This is a genomic window from Actinomycetota bacterium (assembly GCA_012837825.1).
Taxonomy (GTDB): Bacteria; Actinomycetota; Humimicrobiia; order Humimicrobiales; family Humimicrobiaceae; genus Humimicrobium.
The window spans coordinates 1-19,823 of record DUQM01000077.1 but is presented as its reverse complement, the minus strand read 5'-3'; the positions used below and the strand labels follow the sequence as shown (position 1 = coordinate 19,823).

Below are 19,823 nucleotides of genomic sequence, written 5' to 3'. Positions count from 1 at the left end.
GGTTGAAAATATTAATATATCTGACTATACTTTTTTATTATATTAATTTTATTTATATTATTCAAAAAAATGTAATTCTATTTTATAATTCTTTTGATTCCGATAGAGATTCTATCAATTTTATATGAATTATTCTAAGGTATCGATTTCTGGTAATTGTTTAATATATTTATAAAATCATAGAAAAGGCTGATATGAAACCAAGTTCAAAAAAATTTAAACCAATTGTTTTTTCTTTTATTTTATTATTCGCTTTTTACATTATATTTGCAGCATCTTCATGCTTTGCAGGATCTGGTTCGAATGTAAATTCAAATATATCTTCCAATGAAGAAATAAGCGATGTTGAGATTTCTGACGATATTGAAGAAGTAGTGGAAGCCGTGAAGAGCGAGGATCTGACTGATTATGATAATGCAAAGGTAGGTGCAGAGATTAAAGGCGCAATCCCGGGATTTCTATGCACAAATAAGGATAATATAGTTACAATTGAAGTAAAAAATACTTCAGATTTTACCTGGCGGGTTGATTCCAGGTATCCTGTAAAGGTTGCTTATCACTATTATGGCCAGGATGTGGATGCAAATGATTATGACGGCACTTCAAGAAGCGTCTTTGAAAAAGACATTGAACCCGGAGAAACAGCAAAAGTCGATGTGCTAATAAATGATATCACACAGGCCGGGAATTATGTTCTTCAGATAGACCTCGTTCTTGAAGGCAAATACTGGTTTTCCTCAAAGGGCATGGAAATGCTGGAGAGTCCTGTATTTTTCTCAGAATGCGCCCAGTAAAGAATTAAATAACGGCATTAAATTTTTTACCAACCAGATTTTCATATGCTGTAATATATCTATCAGAAGTTTTTAAGATTATCTCCTCAGGTAATTCAGGTGGCGCTGAATTTCTGTCCCAGCTGGATGACATAAGATAATCCCTTAAAAACTGCTTGTCAAAACTTTTCTGGGATTTTCCGACTTTATAGTCATCTTTAAACCAGAATCTTGAGGAATCGGGAGTAAGGACTTCATCGGCAAGAATAATGCTCCCGTTCAATATTCCAAATTCAAATTTTGTGTCTGCAATAATTATCCCTTTATTTAATGCATGCTCCGAGGCACTCTTATAAATATCTATGCTTTTATTTTTAATCATTTCCATTAATTCTTTTCCAAACCTGGATTCCGCTTCCCTGAAACTAAGCGGCATATCATGACCTTCTGACTCTTTTGTGGTGGGAGTAAAGATAGGTTCCGGAAATTTTGCGCAGAATTCAAGACCTGAAGGAAGAACCTCATCGCCTACCCTGCCGGTTTCAAGATATTCATTCCATGCAGAGCCTGTGATATATCCTCTGACTATGCATTCCAAAGGAATAATATCAAGTTTTTTTACTATTGCCGACCTGCCTCTGAGTATTTCTTCATAATTCTTAAACTCCTCAGGAAACTTGTCAAAATCTGACTCAACTATATGATTTTCCGTTTTTTTATTCAGGTAATTAAACCAGAATAAGGAAATCTGGTTTAAAAGTATGCCCTTATAAGGTATAAGGGACGGAAGGATATAATCAAAAGCCGATATTCTGTCCGTGGTTACGATCAGAAGATTTTCTCCCGCTTCAAATACTTCCCTGACTTTCCCTGTTTTTAATTTTTTTACTCCTTTTATTTCAATATTGCCTATCGTTTTCATTCTGTCTCCCTAATTTGCTTTATTATTAGAATCAGTTATTTTTTGTTTTTTTACTTTTCAGATAAAAATTTATCAGTTCTTTGGTGGCATTGTATAGCAGTTCATCTGCATTCTCTATAGCATCGTTAAGATCCATTGGCCTGCTGACTATTGAAAAATTTCCGGCAAAAAGCTCGCTGTTTTCTCTTGACATATTTTTCCTGTCGGAAAGAACAGAGCCATTGATTGTTATAACCGGGATGTTGAGTTTTTTTGCAAGGCTGGCAACCCCGAATGCGCTTTTGCCAAAAAAAGTCTGTCTGTCAAAAGCACCTTCTCCGGTGATAACAAGATCCGCTCCTTTCATTTTTTTTTCCAGTTTTGTAACATCCATCACTATATTTACTCCTATCCTTAACTTTGCATTCAGGAAAGCAACCATGCCCCCTCCAAGTCCTCCGGAAGCGCCTGCACCTTTAAGATCTCTTATATTTTTACCCAGGTCTTCTTTAACTACTCCTGCAAAATTGATCAGGCCCCGGTTAAGCTCCCTTATCATTTTCGAATCTGCCCCTTTCTGAGCGGCATAAACATAGGCTGCACCGTTTTTCCCTGTAAGCGGATTTTCAACATCGCAGGCGCACTCAAATAAAACATCCGTTGCCCCTTTATGTAATCCCGACATATCTATTTTTTTTATCTTCAGGAGCTGTTTTCCCCCAAAGCCCAGCAAATTTCCGTCTCCGTCATAAAACCTGATTCCCAGCGCCTGAGCCATTCCCATTCCCCCGTCATTTGTAGCGCTTCCGCCTATGCCGAGAATTATTTTTTTTGCATTGTTTTCAATTGCTTTTTTAATCAGCTGCCCTGTCCCGTAAGTCGTAGTTTCCATTGGATTTCTTTTTTCAAAAGGAATCATCCATAGCCCTGAAGCAGCAGCCATTTCAATCACTGCGGTATTGTCTTTGAGCATCCCGAATCTGGCTTCGGTATCTTCCCCAAGAGGATTCCTGACTACAGCTTTGATATATCTGCCGCCAAAACTTTCAACCAATGTTTCAAGAGTGCCTTCTCCTCCATCTGCCATTGGATTTAATTCAACAGAAACCGACTCGTCCAGATCTTTTATTGCAGCGGCTATTATGCTGCAGACCTGGTTGGAGCTCAGACTGCTTTTATATTTGTCGCATGCAATCAGTATTTTAAGCATTAAATAAAATCAATTAAGTATTCTGATACTCTAACCCATTGTCGCTGTTTTCAAAGCAGACGAACAAATACAATTCCTGCTTTTGCTTATTTTAGGAATAGCTTTAAACAGTAATTTGCGAAGCTTGTCATTATTGTCATTAAAAACCTTTATAACTTCTTCATAAGTGACCGGCTTTATTTCAGGATTTCCCTCAAGACCTGCATCATAATCAGTAATAAGAGAGATGTTTACATAACATATTTCCATTTCCCTTGCAAGATAGCATTCGGGATATTGTGTCATATTAACAACTTCCCAGCCCTGGGACGAAAACCATTTGCTTTCCGATTTTGTTGAAAATCTCGGCCCCTGAACAATAACAACTGTTCCTTTATCATGATATGGGATTTTGATTTCAGAAGCACTTTGGATTACTATTTCCCTTAAATCCGGACAGTACGGATGAGCTGATGATATATGCCTGGTAACAGGCCCGTCATAAAAAGTATCTTTTCTTGAGTTTGTCTTGTTAATAAACTGGTCGCATATTACAAAATCTCCCGGTTTGATATGCGGCTGAAGACTTCCCGCAGAACAGGGACCAAACAATCTTTTGACACCTATTTTTTTCATTGCATATACATTGGCTCTGTAATTGACCATGTGGGGAGGAAAAGAATGGTTTCTTCCATGTCTGGGAAGAAAAGCCACATTTATCCCTTCATATTCCCCGATTATTATTTTATCTGAAGGAGCGCCATAAGGCGTTTCAACATGGAATTCATCTTTGATGTCAAGAAAAGAATAAAAACCTGAACCTCCGAATACGCCTATTTCAGCATTTGGTAGTTTTCTCATTTTGGTCCTTTCATAAATTGTTAAAATTCAAAATGATCAGCCGGATAGATTGGAAAATGCAAACTTCCAATGAATGATATCATATAAATTTCAATTATTTTTTACAAATTCAATTTTTATCCGAAGTTTGTTTTTATCTTGTATTCAATATATATAATTATTTTTTTATTTTCTGATAATATAATAATAAATAAGATTAATTAAAAAGGGAAAATATGAAAACTATAAATTTAAAGACATCACAGAGAGTTGAATTTGTGGAAATAACCGGAGAGATAGAGAAAATAATAAACAGTTCGGGTATCTCAGAGGGGATCGCCTGCCTGTTTGTCCCACACACCACGGCTGCCCTTACTTTGAATGAAAATGCGGATCCTTCTGTAAAATATGATATTAAAAACAAGCTGGAAAGACTGATACCCGAAAATGATAATTATACTCACGGGGAAGGAAACTCTGATGCCCATCTGAAGACAAGTATTTTCGGATCAAGCCTTACCATTATTATATCCGGAGGAAGCCCGGTTCTGGGAACATGGCAGGGAATATATTTTTGCGAATTCGACGGACCGCGCAGCAGAAAATTATATGTCAGGATAATAAAAGACAATGACTCTGTTTGATAATATAAATGATAATATAAATAAAGAAGCGGCAAAAAATTCAAAATATGCCCCGCTTGCAGACAGAATAAGGCCTGTTGATCTTAATGATTTTGTCGGTCAGGAGCATCTTTTTGGAAAAGACAAAGTTCTCAGAAAAATAATTGAGAGTGACAAATTAAGCTCAATGATATTCTGGGGCCCTCCGGGCAGCGGAAAGACTACTGCTGCAAATATCATAAAAGAAAAAACCTCAAACAAATTCCTTTCTTTTTCGGCAGTTATATCCGGAATAAAGCAGATAAAAGAAATAATGGACATAGCTGCCCGGGAAATAGAAATAACCGGTCTCAAGACAATCCTGTTCATAGATGAAATACACAGATTTAATAAGGCACAGCAGGATGCTTTTCTGCCATTTGTGGAAAAAGGAATAATAATACTGCTGGGAGCCACAACTGAAAATCCTTCATTTGAAATAAACTCAGCGCTTCTTTCAAGATGCAAAGTCTTTGTATTTAAAAGGCTTACTGATGAAAATATAAGTTTTCTTCTAAAAAACGCCCTCAGCGACAAAATAAAAGGTCTTGGAACATCGGGCATAAAAATTGATGACGATGCTATAAGTTTTATTTCCGGATTTGCTGATGGAGATGCAAGGATTGCATATAATATTCTTGAGCTTTCAGTGCAGATGGCTGCAGGTAAGGATAAAAAAAATATTGAGATTAAAATACCCGATATAGAACACCTCATACAGAAAAAAATGCTTTTATATGATAAGAACGGCGAGGAACATTACAATCTCATATCTGCATTGCATAAGAGTATGAGAGGCAGCGATCCTGATGCAGCCGCATACTGGACTATAAGAATGATAGAGTCAGGTGAAGATCCGATGTATATTATAAGAAGAATAGTCAGATTTGCAGCTGAAGACATAGGGCTTGCTGATACAAATGCCTTAACTGTTTCCCTTGCAGCAAAAGAAACATTTCAGTTCATAGGTCCTCCGGAAGGCAACCTCGCCATAGTAGAAGCAGCGATATACTGTGCGCTGGCTCCAAAAAGCAACTCTCTTTACATGACCTATAATAATATAATGAAAGATATTGACAGGTATCTTTCCTTACCTGTCCCTATGCACATAAGAAATGCGCCCACAAAACTTATGAAAGAATCAGGCTATGGAAAGGGATATGCATATCCGCATGATTATAAAGATGCAATAGTCAGTCAGTCTTATCTGCCTGAGGAAATCATGGGCAGACAGTTTTATTTTCCCACTGAAAGAGGGTTTGAAAAAATTCTTAAGGAAAGATTGAGCAAAATAAAAGAATACAAGAAAAAACTTGGCAAATAAGTGAAAAACATATGCGCTTATTCGCTTATAACGATAACCTGGCCAGCTTTCCAAACGGAATTTAAGAGACTGTAACGTTTTTTGTGTAAACTCTTAATTTATATAAATAGCCTGTATTGGATAAACCCTCTCCAGGCTTAAATTATACCAGATTATACGTCCCCAGAAGTTCAGCAATCTGAATTGCGTTTAAAGCAGCGCCTTTTCTAAGCTGATCCCCGACAACCCACATGCATATTCCTTTAGGGCATGAGATGTCTTCTCTTACTCTTCCTACAAAAATATTGTCCCTGCCGGAAGTATCAAGCGTTGTCGGATATATTTTATTTTTGAAATCATCCTTCAGCGTAATTCCCGGAGCATTTTTTAATGCCTTCATACATTCTTCAACAGTAAGTTTTTCTTCGGTTTCAATATTTATGGATTCAGAATGAGATGTAAGTACGGGAACCCTTACAGTAGTCGCTGTTATCATAATGTTTTCATCCCCCATTATTTTTCTTGTTTCATCAGTCATTTTCATTTCTTCTTTTGTGTAACCGTTATCAAGAAAAACATCTATGTGGGGTATTACATTGTAAGCTATCTGCCGGGGAAAGATTTCATTTACTATTTCCGTGTCTTTTTTATTTATAATTTTTTCTATCTGCTGCTGCAATTCAACAATACCTTTGGATCCGGCTCCGGAAACCGCCTGATATGTGCTGACAACCACTCTTTTTATCCTTGAAAGATCATAAACAGGTTTTAGCGCAACAACCATTATTGTTGTTGAGCAGTTTGGATTTGCTATTATCCCTTTGTGTTTTTTTACATCATCCGGATTAACTTCGGGAACAACCAGAGGTACCTGTTCGTCCATTCTGAATGCGCTGCTGTTATCAATTACTATTGCGCCGCTTTCCACCGCATGAGGCGCAAATTCAGCGGATCTTGAGGCACCGGCTGAAAACAAAGCAATATCTGTATTTTTAAAGGAATCTTTTTTTAATTCTTTTACTTCAAACTCTTCGCCTTTAAATCTTATTCTTTTTCCGGCAGATCTTGATGAAGCCAGGGGAATAAGGTCTTTAACAGGCATATTTCTTTCTTCAAGAATAGATAAAAAAACATTGCCGACAGCTCCCGTAACTCCGGCTATAGCTATATTGTATTCTTTCAAATGATCCTCCCGATATATGAACTATTCTTTATCCAGACTAAAGCAGCCATGCAGAAGTTCTACAGCTTCTTTTACTCTGTCTTTTCTGAGTACGCAGGAAATGATTATGGGCGATGTAGAAATCATCTCAATATTTATATTATTCTCGCCAAGACAGGAAAACATCTTGGAAGCAACTCCGGGATGTGATTTCATTCCTGCCCCTACTATGGAAACTTTTGCTATATCGGTATCAACCCGCACAGATTCAATATTAAGTGAAGCCTTCATCTTGTCAATTACTTTCTTTGCAATATCAAGATCTTCATTCCTGATGGTAAGCGAGATAGCAGCTTTTCCTTTTTCGCTTACATTCTGAACTATCATATCCACATTTATATGTGCCTGTGCAAATTCGCTGAAAAGCTTTGCCGCCACACCGGGTTTGTCAGGAATGCCGAATACCGATACCTTCACCTGATTTGTATCATATGAAACCCCGGAAACAACCGCCTGTTCCCTTTTATCATTAAAACTTTCTGTACCCATAACCCAAGTCCCTTCATTATTATTAAAACTGGATCTTGCGTGAATTATTACGCCATGATTTTTGGCATATTCAATCGCTCTCAGATGCAGCACTTTAGCCCCTGAAGAAGCAAGTTCCAACATTTCATCATATGATAATTTATTTATTTTTTTTGCATTCGGTATAACATTGGGATCGGCAGTAAATACCCCGTCAACATCTGAAAAAATCTCACAGTACTTTGCATCAAGTGCACTAGCAAGAGCAACTGCCGTAGTGTCTGAACCGCCTCTTCCAAGTGTCGTTATATCACCATTTTCAGTAATACCCTGAAAACCTGCAACTATTACTATATTTCCCTTTGAGAATTCCCCTAATATCCTCTCTTTTCCCACATCAAGTATTTTAGCTTCAGAAAAAGTATCATCCGTAAGAATGCCTGCCTGATAACCTGTAAGCGAAACAGCCTTTGCTCCTTTTGCTATTATTGCCATTGCAACAAGGGAGCTTGATACCTGCTCGCCTGTAGATAAAAGCATATCCATTTCTCTTCTTGAAGGGTTAGCTGAAATCTTTGCCGAAAGTTCGATAAGTTCATCAGTCGTATCACCCATGGCGGAAACGGTTATTACAACATTTTTTCCTTCCCTGCCTGCCTTAATGGCTCTGTCTGCCAAATTATTTATTTTTTCTATTGTGCTGACAGAGGTTCCTCCAAATTTCATTACAACTATATTATTTTCATCCATAAACCACCAATTCATGATTAAAAATTAATTTTTTAGCAATTATATAATAAAATCCGCTAACTGCAAGCACAGAAATGTCCGCTAATTCATAAAAAAAATATAAAAATGTTATAATTAATGATGCTTTTTTCATTTTTAAAAAAACAAAATTTTTATGAATAGCAAATAAGGTGTAGAATAATATCTGATAATGCCCGTTTAATAAAAAAACTGGTATGATTTTTAAAAAAATAGTAAAATTATGAGCTTGCAATGCCTAAATTTTAATTTATTAATAATTCTATAAATTACTAAGGAGAAAAAAAGAAAATGAGGAAAATGGAAACAATGGATGGCAATACCGCCGCTTCTTATGTAGCTTATGCTTTTACGGAAGTTGCTGCCATTTACCCAATTACACCTTCATCTACAATGGCTGAAGTCGTTGACGAATGGTCTGCTAACGGAAAACTCAATATTTTTGGACAAAGAGTCAATGTAACCGAATTACAGTCAGAAGCAGGGGCTGCAGGAGCTGTTCACGGATCACTCTCTGCCGGAGCTCTTACAACAACCTTTACTGCATCTCAGGGTCTTCTTCTGATGATACCGAACATGTATAAAATAGCCGGCGAACTTCTTCCGGGCGTATTTCATGTGTCCGCAAGAGCGCTTGCCACACATGCTCTGTCAATTTTTGGCGATCATTCTGATGTAATGGCAGTACGGCAGACGGGGTGCGCATTATTTGCTACAGGCTCGGTTCAGGAGATAATAGACCTTGGAGCTGTTGCCCACCTTGCAGCAATAAAATCAAGAATTCCTTTTGTTCACTTTTTTGACGGTTTCAGGACTTCAAGCGAAGTGCAAAAAGTTGAAATCATAGATTACAAAGACTATGCAAAAATGCTTGATATGGATGCCTTAAATGCTTTCAGAAACAGATCCATGAATCCTGAAAGACCTTATACCAAAGGAACCGCACAGAATCCTGATATATTTTTCCAGGCGAAAGAATCTGCAAACCAGTTTTATACCAAAGTGCCTGATATTGTTGCAGACTATATGTCTCAGTTAAGCAAGCTTACGGGAAGAGATTATAAACCATTTGTATATTATGGTCCGAAAGATGCCGAAAATATAATTATAGCTATGGGCTCAGTGACCGAAGCAACTGAAGAAACAGTTGATTACCTGAATAAAAAAGGTGAAAAAGCAGGCCTTATAAAAGTTCATCTTTACAGACCTTTCTCAGAAAAATATTTCTTTGATATCTTCCCCAAATCAGTAAAAAGAATAGCGGTTCTTGACAGAACCAAGGAACCCGGTTCTCTGGGAGAACCTTTGTACCAGGACATAAAAACATTATTTTATAAAAAAGAAAATGCTCCCCTTATTATTGGAGGAAGATACGGACTGGGTTCAAAAGATACTACTCCCGGACAGATACTGGCAGTTTACGACAATCTCAAATCTGAAAATCCGGTTAATGGCTTTACAATCGGCATAACAGATGATGTTACAAATCTTTCCCTTACGGTTAAAGAAGATATAAATACTGTTCCTGAAGGAACTGTACAATGCAAATTCTGGGGTCTTGGCTCTGACGGCACGGTCGGTGCAAATAAAAATGCAATCAAGATAATAGGTGACCAGACTGATATGTATGCTCAGGGATATTTTGAATATGACTCCAAAAAATCAGGCGGGGTTACGATTTCTCACTTGCGATTCGGAAAAAGCCCTATCAAATCAACTTATTATGTAAGCCACGCTGATTATATTGCCTGCCATAACCAGGCTTATGTTAATCAGTACGACCTTCTAAGAGGTCTGAGGAAAGGCGGAACTTTCCTTCTGAACTGCCAGTGGAGCCCTGATGAACTTGACAACAGGCTGCCGGGCAGCATGAAAAGATATCTGGCCAAAAATGAAATTAAGTTCTATACGGTAAATGCAACAGATATGGCTGTTGAAATAGGTCTTGGAAACAGAATAAATATGATATGCCAGGCAGCATTTTTCAAACTTGCAAACATTATTCCCATAGATGATGCCGTTAAATATCTTAAAAAAGCCATTGAAATGACTTATGGTAAAAAAGGTACCGACATAGTAAAAATGAACTATGAGGCGGTAGACAGAGGAATAAGCTCACTCGTGGAAATAAAAGTTCCATCCTCATGGGCAAATGCAGAAGATGAAAAAGAAGAAAAAACAAGTGAACCGGAATTTATTACCAAAATGCTGAAGGTAATAAACAGGCACGAAGGAGACAGTATACCTGTAAGCGCTTTTGTCGGTAATGAAGACGGGGTTTTCCCTTCAGGTTCTACAGCTTATGAAAAAAGAGGAATAGCTGTGACTGTTCCTGAGTGGCAGAAAGAACATTGTATTCAGTGTAATCAGTGCTCATATGTCTGCCCCCATGCTTCAATAAGACCAATGCTTTTTACAGATGAAGAGCTTAAAAAAGCGCCTGAAGGCTTTGAGACCCTTGAGGCAAAGGGAAAAGGTCTTGAAGGCTATAAATACAAAATACAGGTTTCTCCGCTTGATTGTACCGGATGCGGCAATTGCGTGGACACATGCCCTGCCAAGGAAAAAGCGCTCGTGCTTAAACCGCTTGACAGCCAGATGAAGGAAGCTGAAAACTGGGATTTCTCTGTTTCCGTAAGGCCCAAAGAGAGCCTTGTTTCACCTAACACCCTTAAGGGAAGTCAGTTCAAACAGCCTTTATTTGAATTCTCAGGCGCCTGTGCAGGTTGCGGTGAAACACCTTATGCCAAACTGATAACCCAACTTTTCGGAGACAGGATGCTCATAGCAAATGCAACAGGATGCTCTTCAATATGGGGCGCCTCAGCACCTTCAACGCCATACTGCAAAAATTGGGACGGCAAAGGTCCCGCATGGGCAAATTCGCTCTTTGAAGATAATGCTGAATATGGCTACGGAGCAGCTCTGGGCATCAAACAGATAAGAACAAAAATTGCTGATCTTGCAACAGAAATGATAAAAATGAACATACCCGAGAATCTTAAAACAGCTCTCGCCGAATGGCTTGAAAACAGAAATGATGCAGAAATAACAAAAACTACATCCAAAAATCTGCTTCCTTTGCTTGAAAGCAAGCTTTCAGATGAAAAAGCTGATAGTTTAAGAAAAGAAATTCTTGAAAGAAAGGATTATCTTAATAAAACATCAGTATGGATATTCGGCGGAGACGGATGGGCATATGATATCGGATACGGCGGACTTGACCATGTTATAGCTTCCGGTGAAAATGTAAACATTTTTGTTTTTGATACGGAAGTTTACTCAAATACCGGCGGTCAGTCATCCAAGTCTACACCTATAGGAGCTGTTGCAAAATTTGCCGCTTCAGGAAAGAAAATAAAGAAAAAAGATCTTGGTATTATTGCTACAACTTATGGCTATGTATATGTTGCACAGATAGCAATGGGTGCAAATAAAAACCAGACATTAAAAGCGATAATCGAGGCTGAAAAATATGACGGGCCATCGCTTATTATAGCCTATGCTCCATGCATCAACCACGGAATAAAAATCGGAATGGGCAAAACCCAGACAAGAGAAAAACAAGCTGTGGATTCAGGTTACTGGCATCTTTACAGATTTAATCCTGAGCTGAAAGAACAGGGTAAAAATCCATTTATCCTTGACAGCCAGGAACCCAAAGAATCGTTCAGGGAATTTTTAATGGGTGAAGTCAGGTATTCATCTCTTACAAAAACATTCCCGGAAACAGCAGAAAAGCTGTTTGATAAAGCAGAAAAAGATGCAAAGGAAAAATACGAGAGCTATAAAAAAATGGCTGAGAGAGAATAAACAGAAACTGATTTCGATATTATTGTAAAAACTGTTATATTTACAAATACAGGAAAACAGAAAGCAAAGCTTTCAAATATAAAAGAATACCGGACTGTTAGTCCGGTATTCTTTTATTAAGGTTCTATATTTAAACTCTATTTATGGCAATAGGAGATTTATAGCTCTGTTCTGCCCATAAGCGCTCTTCCCAGAGTCACCTGATCAGCATATTCAATATCTCCACCTACAGGAAGTCCGCTTGCAAGCTTGGTGATTTTCAGATCAAACTGTTTTAACACTTTATTCATATATGTTGCCGTGCTGTCTCCTTCTACTGTTGGATTCAGTGCCAGCACTACTTCCTTTATTCCAAATGTCTTTATTCTTTCGATTAATTTCGGAATTCTTATTTCTTCGGGTCCGATATTTTCTATTGGAGAAAGCAGACCTCCAAGAACATGATAGATTCCCGCAAACTGGCCGGTTTCTTCTATTACCGCAACATCGCTTATTTTTTCTACGATACAGATGATTTTTGTATTTCTGCTCAAATCGGAGCAAATCGGACATCTGTCATCTTCAGAAATATTAAAGCATTCACTGCAGAATTTTACTTTATCTTTTAGATCTGTCAGGGCTCTGGAAAAATTTTCAATATCTTCGCCGGATTTTTTTAATAAAAAATAAACAATTCTTTTTGCTGACTTCGGACCTATGCCTGGTAATTTCCTGAACTCATCAATTAGATTTTCAACTGCACTTATTTTATTTCTGCTCATTTTATCCTAAAACATGCCAGGCATATTAATGCCGCCGGTAATGGAACTCATTTTTGCTTTATACTCTTCTTTTGATTTATTTATGGCATCATTTATGGCAACAAGAACCAAATCTTCAAGCATTTCAATATCATCTGAATCAATGACTTCTTTTTCGATTTTTACTTCACGAACTACCTGCTCACCATCTACTTTTACTTTTACTGCGCCGCCGCCGGATGAAGCTTCAAAAACCATGCCTTTAATCTCTTCCCGTATCTTATCAAGCTGTCTCTGCATGGCTTTAGCCTGCTTCATTAAATCACCGTAATTAAAACCCATTTTTTACTCCTTGATTTTAAATTTCTTTTCCATATAACCATAAGTTTCATCAATTCCATTTTCAGATTCAGCCGTTTCTTCATATTCTTTTTCCTTATTATCGGTTTTATCTTCCTTTTTTGTCTCCGTGCTTTTTTCTGAACCTTTAAAAATTACTGATTTTTCTCCGACTTCGGAATTTCTTTCCTTGTAGGGATTTCCTCTTCTCAGATCTACCAGATCTTTTCCCTGATTTTCCAGAAGAAATTCTATTTGAAAATTTTTTCCCATTACGGAATTCAGAGAGCTTCTAACAAGCTCTTTATTTTCAGGACTGTTCAGCTTGTCTTTATGCCAGCTATAAATGTCAGGCAGATAAAACATAATTTTGCTGCCATCCGTATTATATTTTTTTACTTCTAACAAAAGCGAATTAAGGGAAACGCTTTTGTTTTTAATAATATTTAAGACCTTTTCCCATTCGATTTTTGTTATCTCTGAACCGGTAGCCGGGTGGGTTTTCTGTTTCGTTTCAGCTTTTTTTGCAGCAGGCTTTTCCTCATCCCGTACAACTTTTGCATTTCCGGAATTTTCAGTATTTTCCCTGGCGACAGCTTTGGTCATTACATCATCGGTTTTTGTGCTCTGCGCCCCTGAACTTGCTGCAATTTTTAATACATCCTTAAAACTGTCTTTAAAGTTGTCAAACCTTTCATTCAGTTCCCTGACTGAATTTTCAAGCTTCTGGGTAACAGCGCCATTTGCCTCAATTTTTATATTTAAGGCTTTTATAATCCCCGACCTGAATAATATCCATGCAGGTTGTCCTAATTTGATTTTATTTAAAAGATCCATAAAAATCAGTATGAATTCATTAAGCTGCCGGTTTGATACAAGACGACTCTGGTCGAGATATTTTTCCCTGTATTCCTCTCCGGAATTGATAAAATCAAATCCATTGGGATTATTCTTTACAAAATAAAGATTCTGAAGGTGTTCTATGAATTTTTCCACAAAAACTTCAAGATTCTGATGAAGTTTTTCAAGCCTGCTGATAAAGAAAATCGCTTCCTCTGAGTTTGATTCAATCAATATTCCCGCCAGTTCAAAAAGAATTTCCAGATCTACGGCACCCAGAAGACTTACCACATCCTCAACCTTAACCTTGTCATCATCCAGGGAGGCGATCTTTTCCAGAATAACATTGGCATCTCTCTGGCTTCCATCGGAATATTTAGAAATAAGATTTAATGCCATATCGCTTACTTCAATATTTTCCAACTTTGAAATTATCTTAAGTCTTTTTTTGATATCATCCGCGCTGATCGGCTTGAAATCAAATCTCTGACATCTTGATAAAATTGTAGGTATAACTTTCTGGGGCTCAGTTGTTGCCAGAACAAAAATTACATTTTCAGGCGGTTCTTCAAGTATTTTTAAAAGAGCATGAAATGCTGCTTTTGTTGTTCCGCCTCCGATATTGTGTATTTCATCTATAATATATATTTTTTTTCTTAAAAAATTCGGAAGATACTGCGCATTCTCAATCAGTTTTCTGACATTATCTATTCCGGTATTTGATGCAGCATCTATTTCTATCAGGTCAACACTCATCCCGTTTGTTATATCCCGGCAGTTTACACATTCATTACAGGGTTCAGGATTTATTACTTTTCCGTTTTTATCAACATTGTTAAGACAATTGACCGCTTTTGCAAAAATTCTGGCAGCTGTGGTTTTCCCTGTCCCTCTTGGGCCGCAGAAAATATATGCATGTGAAAGCCTGTTTGATTTTATAGAATTCTGAAGAGTCTTAACTATCTCATCCTGTCCGACAACTTCGCTAAAACTCTGTGGTCTATATTTTCGATAAATAGATATATAACTCATGTCTGCTGAAGAAATTATCACATATTGTTTTAAAGACCATGCACCGGACTTCGGTTTATGACAACAGGTGCACGAAATGCAGTTAGCTCCAACCAGGCTGCCTTGTGGCACCCAGAGAATTTTACTTACCGCTGCTTCCTTTCAGACCTGACGGGGTTCATAAACCTCTGCCGCACAAGACCCGGTTTTCAACGCCACTTTCAATCCAGCTAAACCCTATCACCGCTAAACCTCACTCTCCGGAGTTCAGCCTCACTGTAGCGGATTGTGAGTTACAGGGCACCGCTAGCTCCCCACCTAGCATGGTCATTAAGATTATATTAAATAATAAAAAAAATATACACAAATAAAAATCTGAAAGGGCTGGAATTATTTAAAATTTATTGATAATTAAATTTAAACTAGTAGAATTTTTTAGGTATGTTAAACAATATTGCAAAATCAAAAAACAAAAATATTCTCATTTCTACTATCTCACACTTCACTATTGATCTTTATCCCGCTTTTATTGTAGGAGTGATTCCTCTTCTTGCCTCCAAATTCAGTCTGTCTATTTTTCAGATATCTGTGCTTACGGCAGTATCTCAGATTTCCAACAGCATCACGCAGCCTTTTTTCGGAATTATGTCAGATAGATACGGGGTCAAGAGATATATGACTTTCGGTCTGCTTACGGCAGCTTTATTTATATCGCTGATAGCTATTCTGCCTAATTACTTGTTAATACTATTGTTTTTATTTATTGGAAATCTTGGCGTATCGGCATTTCACCCCCCGAGCACCGCTATTGGCGCCCAGTATATAGGGAAGAAAAAAGGTTTTGGAAATTCCATTATATCTCTTGGCGGTAATACCGGGTATGCGATGGGTTCTATATTTTTTATTGCAATCATTGAAAAAATAGGAATAAAGTTCTCATCACTTGCCATGATACCTGGCTTGTTGATGGCTGTGTTTCTTGCAAAAAAACTTAATTTTTCTGAAAACGATCAGAAAAAGGCACAGGACAGCCTGAAATTAAAATCTTTGTTTAAGATAAGAAAGGCAAAACTTGCATCTATATTCCTGGTATGGATTGCAGCTTTTTCAAGAGATGTGCTATGGGTGTCATTAATTACTTTTCTTCCATTATATTTTACGAAAAACAACATAAGTCTGTTCAATACCAGTGTGATAATAATGCTTTTCGGACTTGTGGGAGGTTTGGGAGGGGTATTTGCAAGTTATTTTTCAGACAGACTAAAAAGACATGTCTTAATACAGATAGCATATTTAATGGTTATCCCGTTGGTGTTTCTGATATTTAAGACTCCTGTAATAATCGGCACCGTCTTATTTATTGTTTCCGGGTTTTTCCTTATTTCAAGTATGCCTCTTTGCATAAGCATATCACATGACTTGTTTCCCAAAAACCTGAGTCTTGCCTCCTCAATTGTCATGGGGCTTTCTTCGGGACTTGCCGGAATAACGGGCATGCTTATGGGAAGGATCGCAGACAACATAGGAATACAGAAAACTCTTTATATCATACTTATACTGCTGTTTATTTCTCTTATAGCAATGTTTTTTGTCCCAGTAGTCGGGAAAAAACTTAAATAAACACCGGCTTTTAAAAACTTCGGATATTTAACACAAATTTTAACATCATATTAACCTGTTCCCAAAATTAGCTGATTAAAATATTTCAGCATTGCTTGTTTTTACGAAATTTGATAATAAACTGCGGCTTGCTATAACCGACTAGGTGACAGTTACTATCAGCATAAGGACATTCAGGTTCAAGAGCGGCCGGTATCGCTTAAATGCAAAAAATAACGGTGCTGCTCTAATACTGTAGTATCTTATGTGCAAAATGTAATTTTATCTATTTGTTGTAATTTATGATTGTTTATTTCTTTATCTATTTTATCCATATCACTTGTTTGAGTGGCTGTTTTTACAATATCAAAAGCACTTACTGTATCTTAGCCTCGTCTACATTAATCATTACGTCTACATTAATCATTATCTTAAAGATATTGCGTCGCTGTATACAGCAAAAGAGATTTTTCAGCATAAAATGCCTGCAAATAAATAGATAATATTGATAAGGTGTTCATATGATTATAACTACATTACCTTTTCTTTGTTTACACAGTTTTTTAACTTCAGCAATTACCTTGGACAAAACAGCGCTTTCATTAAAGCTATTATTATAATTAGTAACGACAGCCATAGACAAAGTAGTGATGGGAAAATTATCCATAAAACCATTTCGATCTTTAGAGACGATATAGCCGCGCTCCCAATCTAAAGGAGAGTAGAGGGGTTGAATTAATTTAGAAAACACATTTATGATATTATCACACAAACTCTGTACGCTCTCTTTATCTCGGCGACGGGTAATAATTACAAAATCATCACCGCCGATATGACCAAGAAAATCTTTCTCAGAGCAACACTGAATCATCGATTGGGCTAGGGTCTTAATCATGGAATCACCGTTGGAAAAGCCGTAAGCATCATTATAGGCTTTAAAATTATCTAAATCCAAATAGATAATAGCATAAGGTTCCGTTTCTCGGATTATTTCTTCAATTACCTGTTGAATACTGTTATTGCCGGGCAGACCGGTAAGAGGGCTGGCATCTGCAGCTCTTTTTTCTCGCATATTTATAGCGGCCAACAACAAATCCCGAACGGTGAGCACTCCCAGATACTTTCCTTCTTCGGTGACAATTATTGCGTCATAGACGCTGTCAAAATCTCTATCCATAGCTAAAGACGCTATTTCTTCCACAGTCATACCGGCATCTGCCGTCATGTACTCTTTAGTTAACAGTTCTCCCACACTACGCCTGTAGTTCAATCCATAACCATATTGCCCGCTAAAAAGATCCAACAAATAATTCCGGGTGAGGAGACCGCAAATATTTCCTTCTGCGTCAGCCACACAGATCTCGGTGAGAGACGGATTAGGCTTCATTCGCTCGTAAATAGACAGAGCTTTATCGTCCGGCGAAACCGTTTCATTGCGCTGGCAAATAAGCCTCACGGTTTCAATATATGGATGCAAAGGAAGAGGAGACTGGTTTATCTGGCGCAACTGTCGAATAGTATGTTCTACTTTTCTGCTCAGGCTTTTAAAATTTTTATCAGGACGGCCTAAAAAATATCCTTGTCCATAATCCACATCCAATTCAATAAGAGTTGCCAGTTCTTCCTCCGTCTCAATGCCTTCGGCAATAACTTCTATGTTGAGCTCTCTACAGAGCCGGACGATACTTGAAAGAACCGAACGTTTTTTCTTGTCTTTATCAATCCCCTGCACAATAGACATGTCAATTTTCAAATAGTCAGGAGAGAAAGAGCATATTCTGGCCAATCCGGAATATCCAAGCCCGAAGTCGTCTATTGCAACCTTAAAACCTTGATTTTGGTAATGGCTGAGGACTTCTTTAAAAACACCGGGCGAAACAACAAAGGTTTTTTCTGTAATTTCAAAAATGATGTCTTCCGAGTTTAATCCTAAATTCAAAAGTTTCTCTTGGGTAAATCCCGAAATAAACTCGGGGTCATATATGATATTGGGTTCTACATTCAAGAAAAGTTTCATTCGGGCAGGCTTCTCACAAGCACCTTTTAAGGCTTTAGCGCGACAAAGACTTTCCAGTTCCCATAATTTTTGACTTTTTGCCGCTATTTCGAAAAGTTCATCTATGTTCAAATGACAATTTGGGAGAGTTATACGACTTAGAGCCTCATAAGCAAAGATAGAGCCATTTTGCAGGGAAGCAATCGGCTGATAAACCGGACGAATATACTTCCCGTTTAAAATCTCGACTAATATGTCTGTAGAATTCAAATGTATCAACTTCTCCATAGATGTAAAGTGTGAATTCGTATTTCTCTCTAATGCACAAACATTTTTCAGTGTGCCGAGCATGTTTGTAAGTGGTCTACCCTTAATACTGCATACAGATACAAATTTTAAGTAGCCAGGAAACAAAGTAGTCAGGCGATCGAGTAGACCGGCTTTGCGGAATAAGCGCTTTACCAGCAATGTCGATATTAATGCTTTAAATTATACGATTTTCATTTTTATCTTTTCTCCCTTCAGCGCATTTATAGGTTTTATTGCGTATTTAATCATAACATATGAATGTGAATTTTATAATGCAGATTTGTAAAGATTACCTTAATTGTGTCAGCTGAAAATAAATCACCTTTACACTGAACTTGCGGATTTATTCTGTGAAATTAACACTGTAAGCGAATTTTCCGGAAAAACAAAAGGGATCAGGCAAAAATGAGCAACGTCTGAGGTGTAAGCGGACAATAATTCAGAGTACTGGGAGGCAGAGAGTGTTGCGCATGCTCATACCATATCAAAGGTCTCCGGCAAATAACACCTGTCCCTAAAACTATCCCTCTAATTCAGTCTCCTATCCCGATTTCTCTCCTACCGCGTAAGGGCGTTGGTAGTATTGCATATAGGTACTTATATCTTTGTATTTAAAAACAGCATATATGCTTTAGCGGCAAAGACGGGGGGATATATTATGAGCGATTTTGTTGACGCGATCATTCTTTCATATGAGAAGCCTGTTGTGCTAAACGCCATTTATGATGTTATTGATGCGCTGGGGTTGGTAGTCGAGCACATCAACAGCGAGCGCGGCATGCTGTTCATTAGAACGCTCGTCAGTATAGAGATTTTTGTCCGAATTCTACCATAATGACAGCAGGATATTTCCTTGTCACAGGAGATTGGTCTAAAGGCGATTTTCTTAACTGCATCTCAACTTACATGACACCATATTCTTTCCCAAAGCTTTTCCCCTATACATAAGACTATCACATGTATCTATACTCTGCTTCACGTTATGAATATCAAGTGGGCAGACGCCAATTGTTGCAGTAACTTTTAAATTCTTATCATGCACTTCCAGAT

Annotated in this window: 15 protein-coding genes and 1 other RNA gene; 6 read left to right on the top strand and 10 right to left on the bottom strand. The window is 37.6% G+C overall.

The window, feature by feature from the left end; all coding sequences use genetic code 11:
• Positions 1–194 precede the first annotated feature (194 nt).
• Positions 195–794: a hypothetical protein gene (locus GXZ93_06125; GenBank protein HHT79349.1), complete on the top strand. Its 600-nt coding sequence runs from the start codon at positions 195–197 to the stop codon at positions 792–794.
• Positions 795–798: 4 nt separating this feature from the next.
• Here the strand turns inward: GXZ93_06125 and GXZ93_06120 are convergent, their stop codons facing one another.
• The 3 genes from GXZ93_06120 to GXZ93_06110 are packed head-to-tail and all read right to left on the bottom strand — an operon-like array spanning position 799 to position 3,724.
• Entirely contained in the window at positions 799–1,695 is an 897-nt protein-coding gene (locus GXZ93_06120; protein ID HHT79348.1) for a phosphoribosylaminoimidazolesuccinocarboxamide synthase, read from the bottom strand.
• Positions 1,696–1,726: 31 nt separating this feature from the next.
• Positions 1,727–2,884, bottom strand: coding sequence for a glycerate kinase (locus tag GXZ93_06115; protein HHT79347.1), 1,158 nt, complete (start codon positions 2,882–2,884; stop codon positions 1,727–1,729).
• Between the two features lie 30 nt (positions 2,885–2,914).
• Positions 2,915–3,724 carry an S-methyl-5'-thioadenosine phosphorylase gene (locus GXZ93_06110; GenBank protein ID HHT79346.1) on the bottom strand — a complete coding sequence of 270 codons (810 nt, stop codon included), beginning with the start codon at positions 3,722–3,724 and terminating at the stop codon, positions 2,915–2,917.
• A 215-nt stretch (positions 3,725–3,939) separates the two neighbouring features.
• Between GXZ93_06110 and GXZ93_06105 the strand changes: the two genes are divergently transcribed.
• Complete coding sequence (locus tag GXZ93_06105; GenBank protein HHT79345.1) at positions 3,940–4,347, top strand: YjbQ family protein; 408 nt, start codon at positions 3,940–3,942, stop codon at positions 4,345–4,347.
• Entirely contained in the window at positions 4,334–5,689 is a 1,356-nt protein-coding gene (locus tag GXZ93_06100; GenBank protein HHT79344.1) for a replication-associated recombination protein A, read from the top strand. The genes GXZ93_06105 and GXZ93_06100 overlap by 14 nt, the downstream gene beginning before the upstream one ends.
• Before the next feature lie 142 nt (positions 5,690–5,831).
• Here GXZ93_06100 and GXZ93_06095 read toward each other — a convergent pair whose 3' ends face one another.
• Together GXZ93_06095 and GXZ93_06090 are read right to left on the bottom strand one after the other, a co-directional pair.
• Positions 5,832–6,851, bottom strand: coding sequence for an aspartate-semialdehyde dehydrogenase (locus GXZ93_06095; protein ID HHT79343.1), 1,020 nt, complete (start codon positions 6,849–6,851; stop codon positions 5,832–5,834).
• Positions 6,852–6,872: 21 nt separating this feature from the next.
• Complete coding sequence (locus tag GXZ93_06090; protein HHT79342.1) at positions 6,873–8,084, bottom strand: aspartate kinase; 1,212 nt, start codon at positions 8,082–8,084, stop codon at positions 6,873–6,875.
• 333 nt (positions 8,085–8,417) lie between these two features.
• Between GXZ93_06090 and nifJ the strand changes: the two genes are divergently transcribed.
• Complete coding sequence (nifJ, locus tag GXZ93_06085) at positions 8,418–11,939, top strand: pyruvate:ferredoxin (flavodoxin) oxidoreductase (GenBank protein ID HHT79341.1); 3,522 nt, start codon at positions 8,418–8,420, stop codon at positions 11,937–11,939.
• 158 nt (positions 11,940–12,097) lie between these two features.
• Here the strand turns inward: nifJ and recR are convergent, their stop codons facing one another.
• From recR to ffs, 4 genes are all read right to left on the bottom strand, one after another.
• Positions 12,098–12,700, bottom strand: a complete 603-nt coding sequence (gene recR / locus GXZ93_06080) for a recombination protein RecR (protein ID HHT79340.1) — start codon at positions 12,698–12,700, stop codon at positions 12,098–12,100.
• A gap of 6 nt (positions 12,701–12,706) precedes the next feature.
• Entirely contained in the window at positions 12,707–13,021 is a 315-nt protein-coding gene (locus tag GXZ93_06075) for a YbaB/EbfC family nucleoid-associated protein (GenBank protein ID HHT79339.1), read from the bottom strand.
• Between the two features lie 3 nt (positions 13,022–13,024).
• A complete protein-coding gene (dnaX, locus tag GXZ93_06070) occupies positions 13,025–14,890 on the bottom strand; it encodes a DNA polymerase III subunit gamma/tau (protein HHT79338.1) in 1,866 nt (621 codons plus the stop codon).
• 36 nt (positions 14,891–14,926) lie between these two features.
• Positions 14,927–15,196, bottom strand: an RNA gene (gene ffs / locus GXZ93_06065) — signal recognition particle sRNA large type.
• A 114-nt stretch (positions 15,197–15,310) separates the two neighbouring features.
• On the opposite strand from ffs, the gene GXZ93_06060 reads away from it, so the two are divergent.
• Positions 15,311–16,489, top strand: a complete 1,179-nt coding sequence (locus GXZ93_06060; GenBank protein ID HHT79337.1) for an MFS transporter — start codon at positions 15,311–15,313, stop codon at positions 16,487–16,489.
• A gap of 496 nt (positions 16,490–16,985) precedes the next feature.
• Here GXZ93_06060 and GXZ93_06055 read toward each other — a convergent pair whose 3' ends face one another.
• On the bottom strand, positions 16,986–18,734 hold the full coding sequence (locus tag GXZ93_06055) for a GGDEF domain-containing protein (GenBank protein ID HHT79336.1): 1,749 nt from the start codon (positions 18,732–18,734) through the stop codon (positions 16,986–16,988).
• Positions 18,735–19,431: 697 nt separating this feature from the next.
• Between GXZ93_06055 and GXZ93_06050 the strand changes: the two genes are divergently transcribed.
• Entirely contained in the window at positions 19,432–19,608 is a 177-nt protein-coding gene (locus GXZ93_06050) for a hypothetical protein (GenBank protein ID HHT79335.1), read from the top strand.
• The last annotated feature ends 215 nt before the right edge of the window (positions 19,609–19,823 follow it).

Bases quoted from the DNA above. Each gene is read 5' to 3' on its own strand.
- GXZ93_06100 (HHT79344.1), top strand. From the start codon at position 4,334: ATGACTCTGTTTGATAATATAAATGATAATATAAATAAAGAAGCGGCA.
- GXZ93_06050 (HHT79335.1), top strand. From the start codon at position 19,432: ATGAGCGATTTTGTTGACGCGATCATTCTTTCATATGAGAAGCCTGTT.
- GXZ93_06090 (HHT79342.1), bottom strand. From the start codon at position 8,084: ATGAAATTTGGAGGAACCTCTGTCAGCACAATAGAAAAAATAAATAAT.
- GXZ93_06060 (HHT79337.1), top strand. From the start codon at position 15,311: ATGTTAAACAATATTGCAAAATCAAAAAACAAAAATATTCTCATTTCT.
- dnaX (HHT79338.1), bottom strand. From the start codon at position 14,890: ATGAGTTATATATCTATTTATCGAAAATATAGACCACAGAGTTTTAGC.
- GXZ93_06110 (HHT79346.1), bottom strand. From the start codon at position 3,724: ATGAGAAAACTACCAAATGCTGAAATAGGCGTATTCGGAGGTTCAGGT.
- recR (HHT79340.1), bottom strand. From the start codon at position 12,700: ATGAGCAGAAATAAAATAAGTGCAGTTGAAAATCTAATTGATGAGTTC.
- GXZ93_06120 (HHT79348.1), bottom strand. From the start codon at position 1,695: ATGAAAACGATAGGCAATATTGAAATAAAAGGAGTAAAAAAATTAAAA.
- GXZ93_06105 (HHT79345.1), top strand. From the start codon at position 3,940: ATGAAAACTATAAATTTAAAGACATCACAGAGAGTTGAATTTGTGGAA.
- nifJ (HHT79341.1), top strand. From the start codon at position 8,418: ATGAGGAAAATGGAAACAATGGATGGCAATACCGCCGCTTCTTATGTA.
- GXZ93_06075 (HHT79339.1), bottom strand. From the start codon at position 13,021: ATGGGTTTTAATTACGGTGATTTAATGAAGCAGGCTAAAGCCATGCAG.
- GXZ93_06115 (HHT79347.1), bottom strand. From the start codon at position 2,884: ATGCTTAAAATACTGATTGCATGCGACAAATATAAAAGCAGTCTGAGC.
- GXZ93_06125 (HHT79349.1), top strand. From the start codon at position 195: ATGAAACCAAGTTCAAAAAAATTTAAACCAATTGTTTTTTCTTTTATT.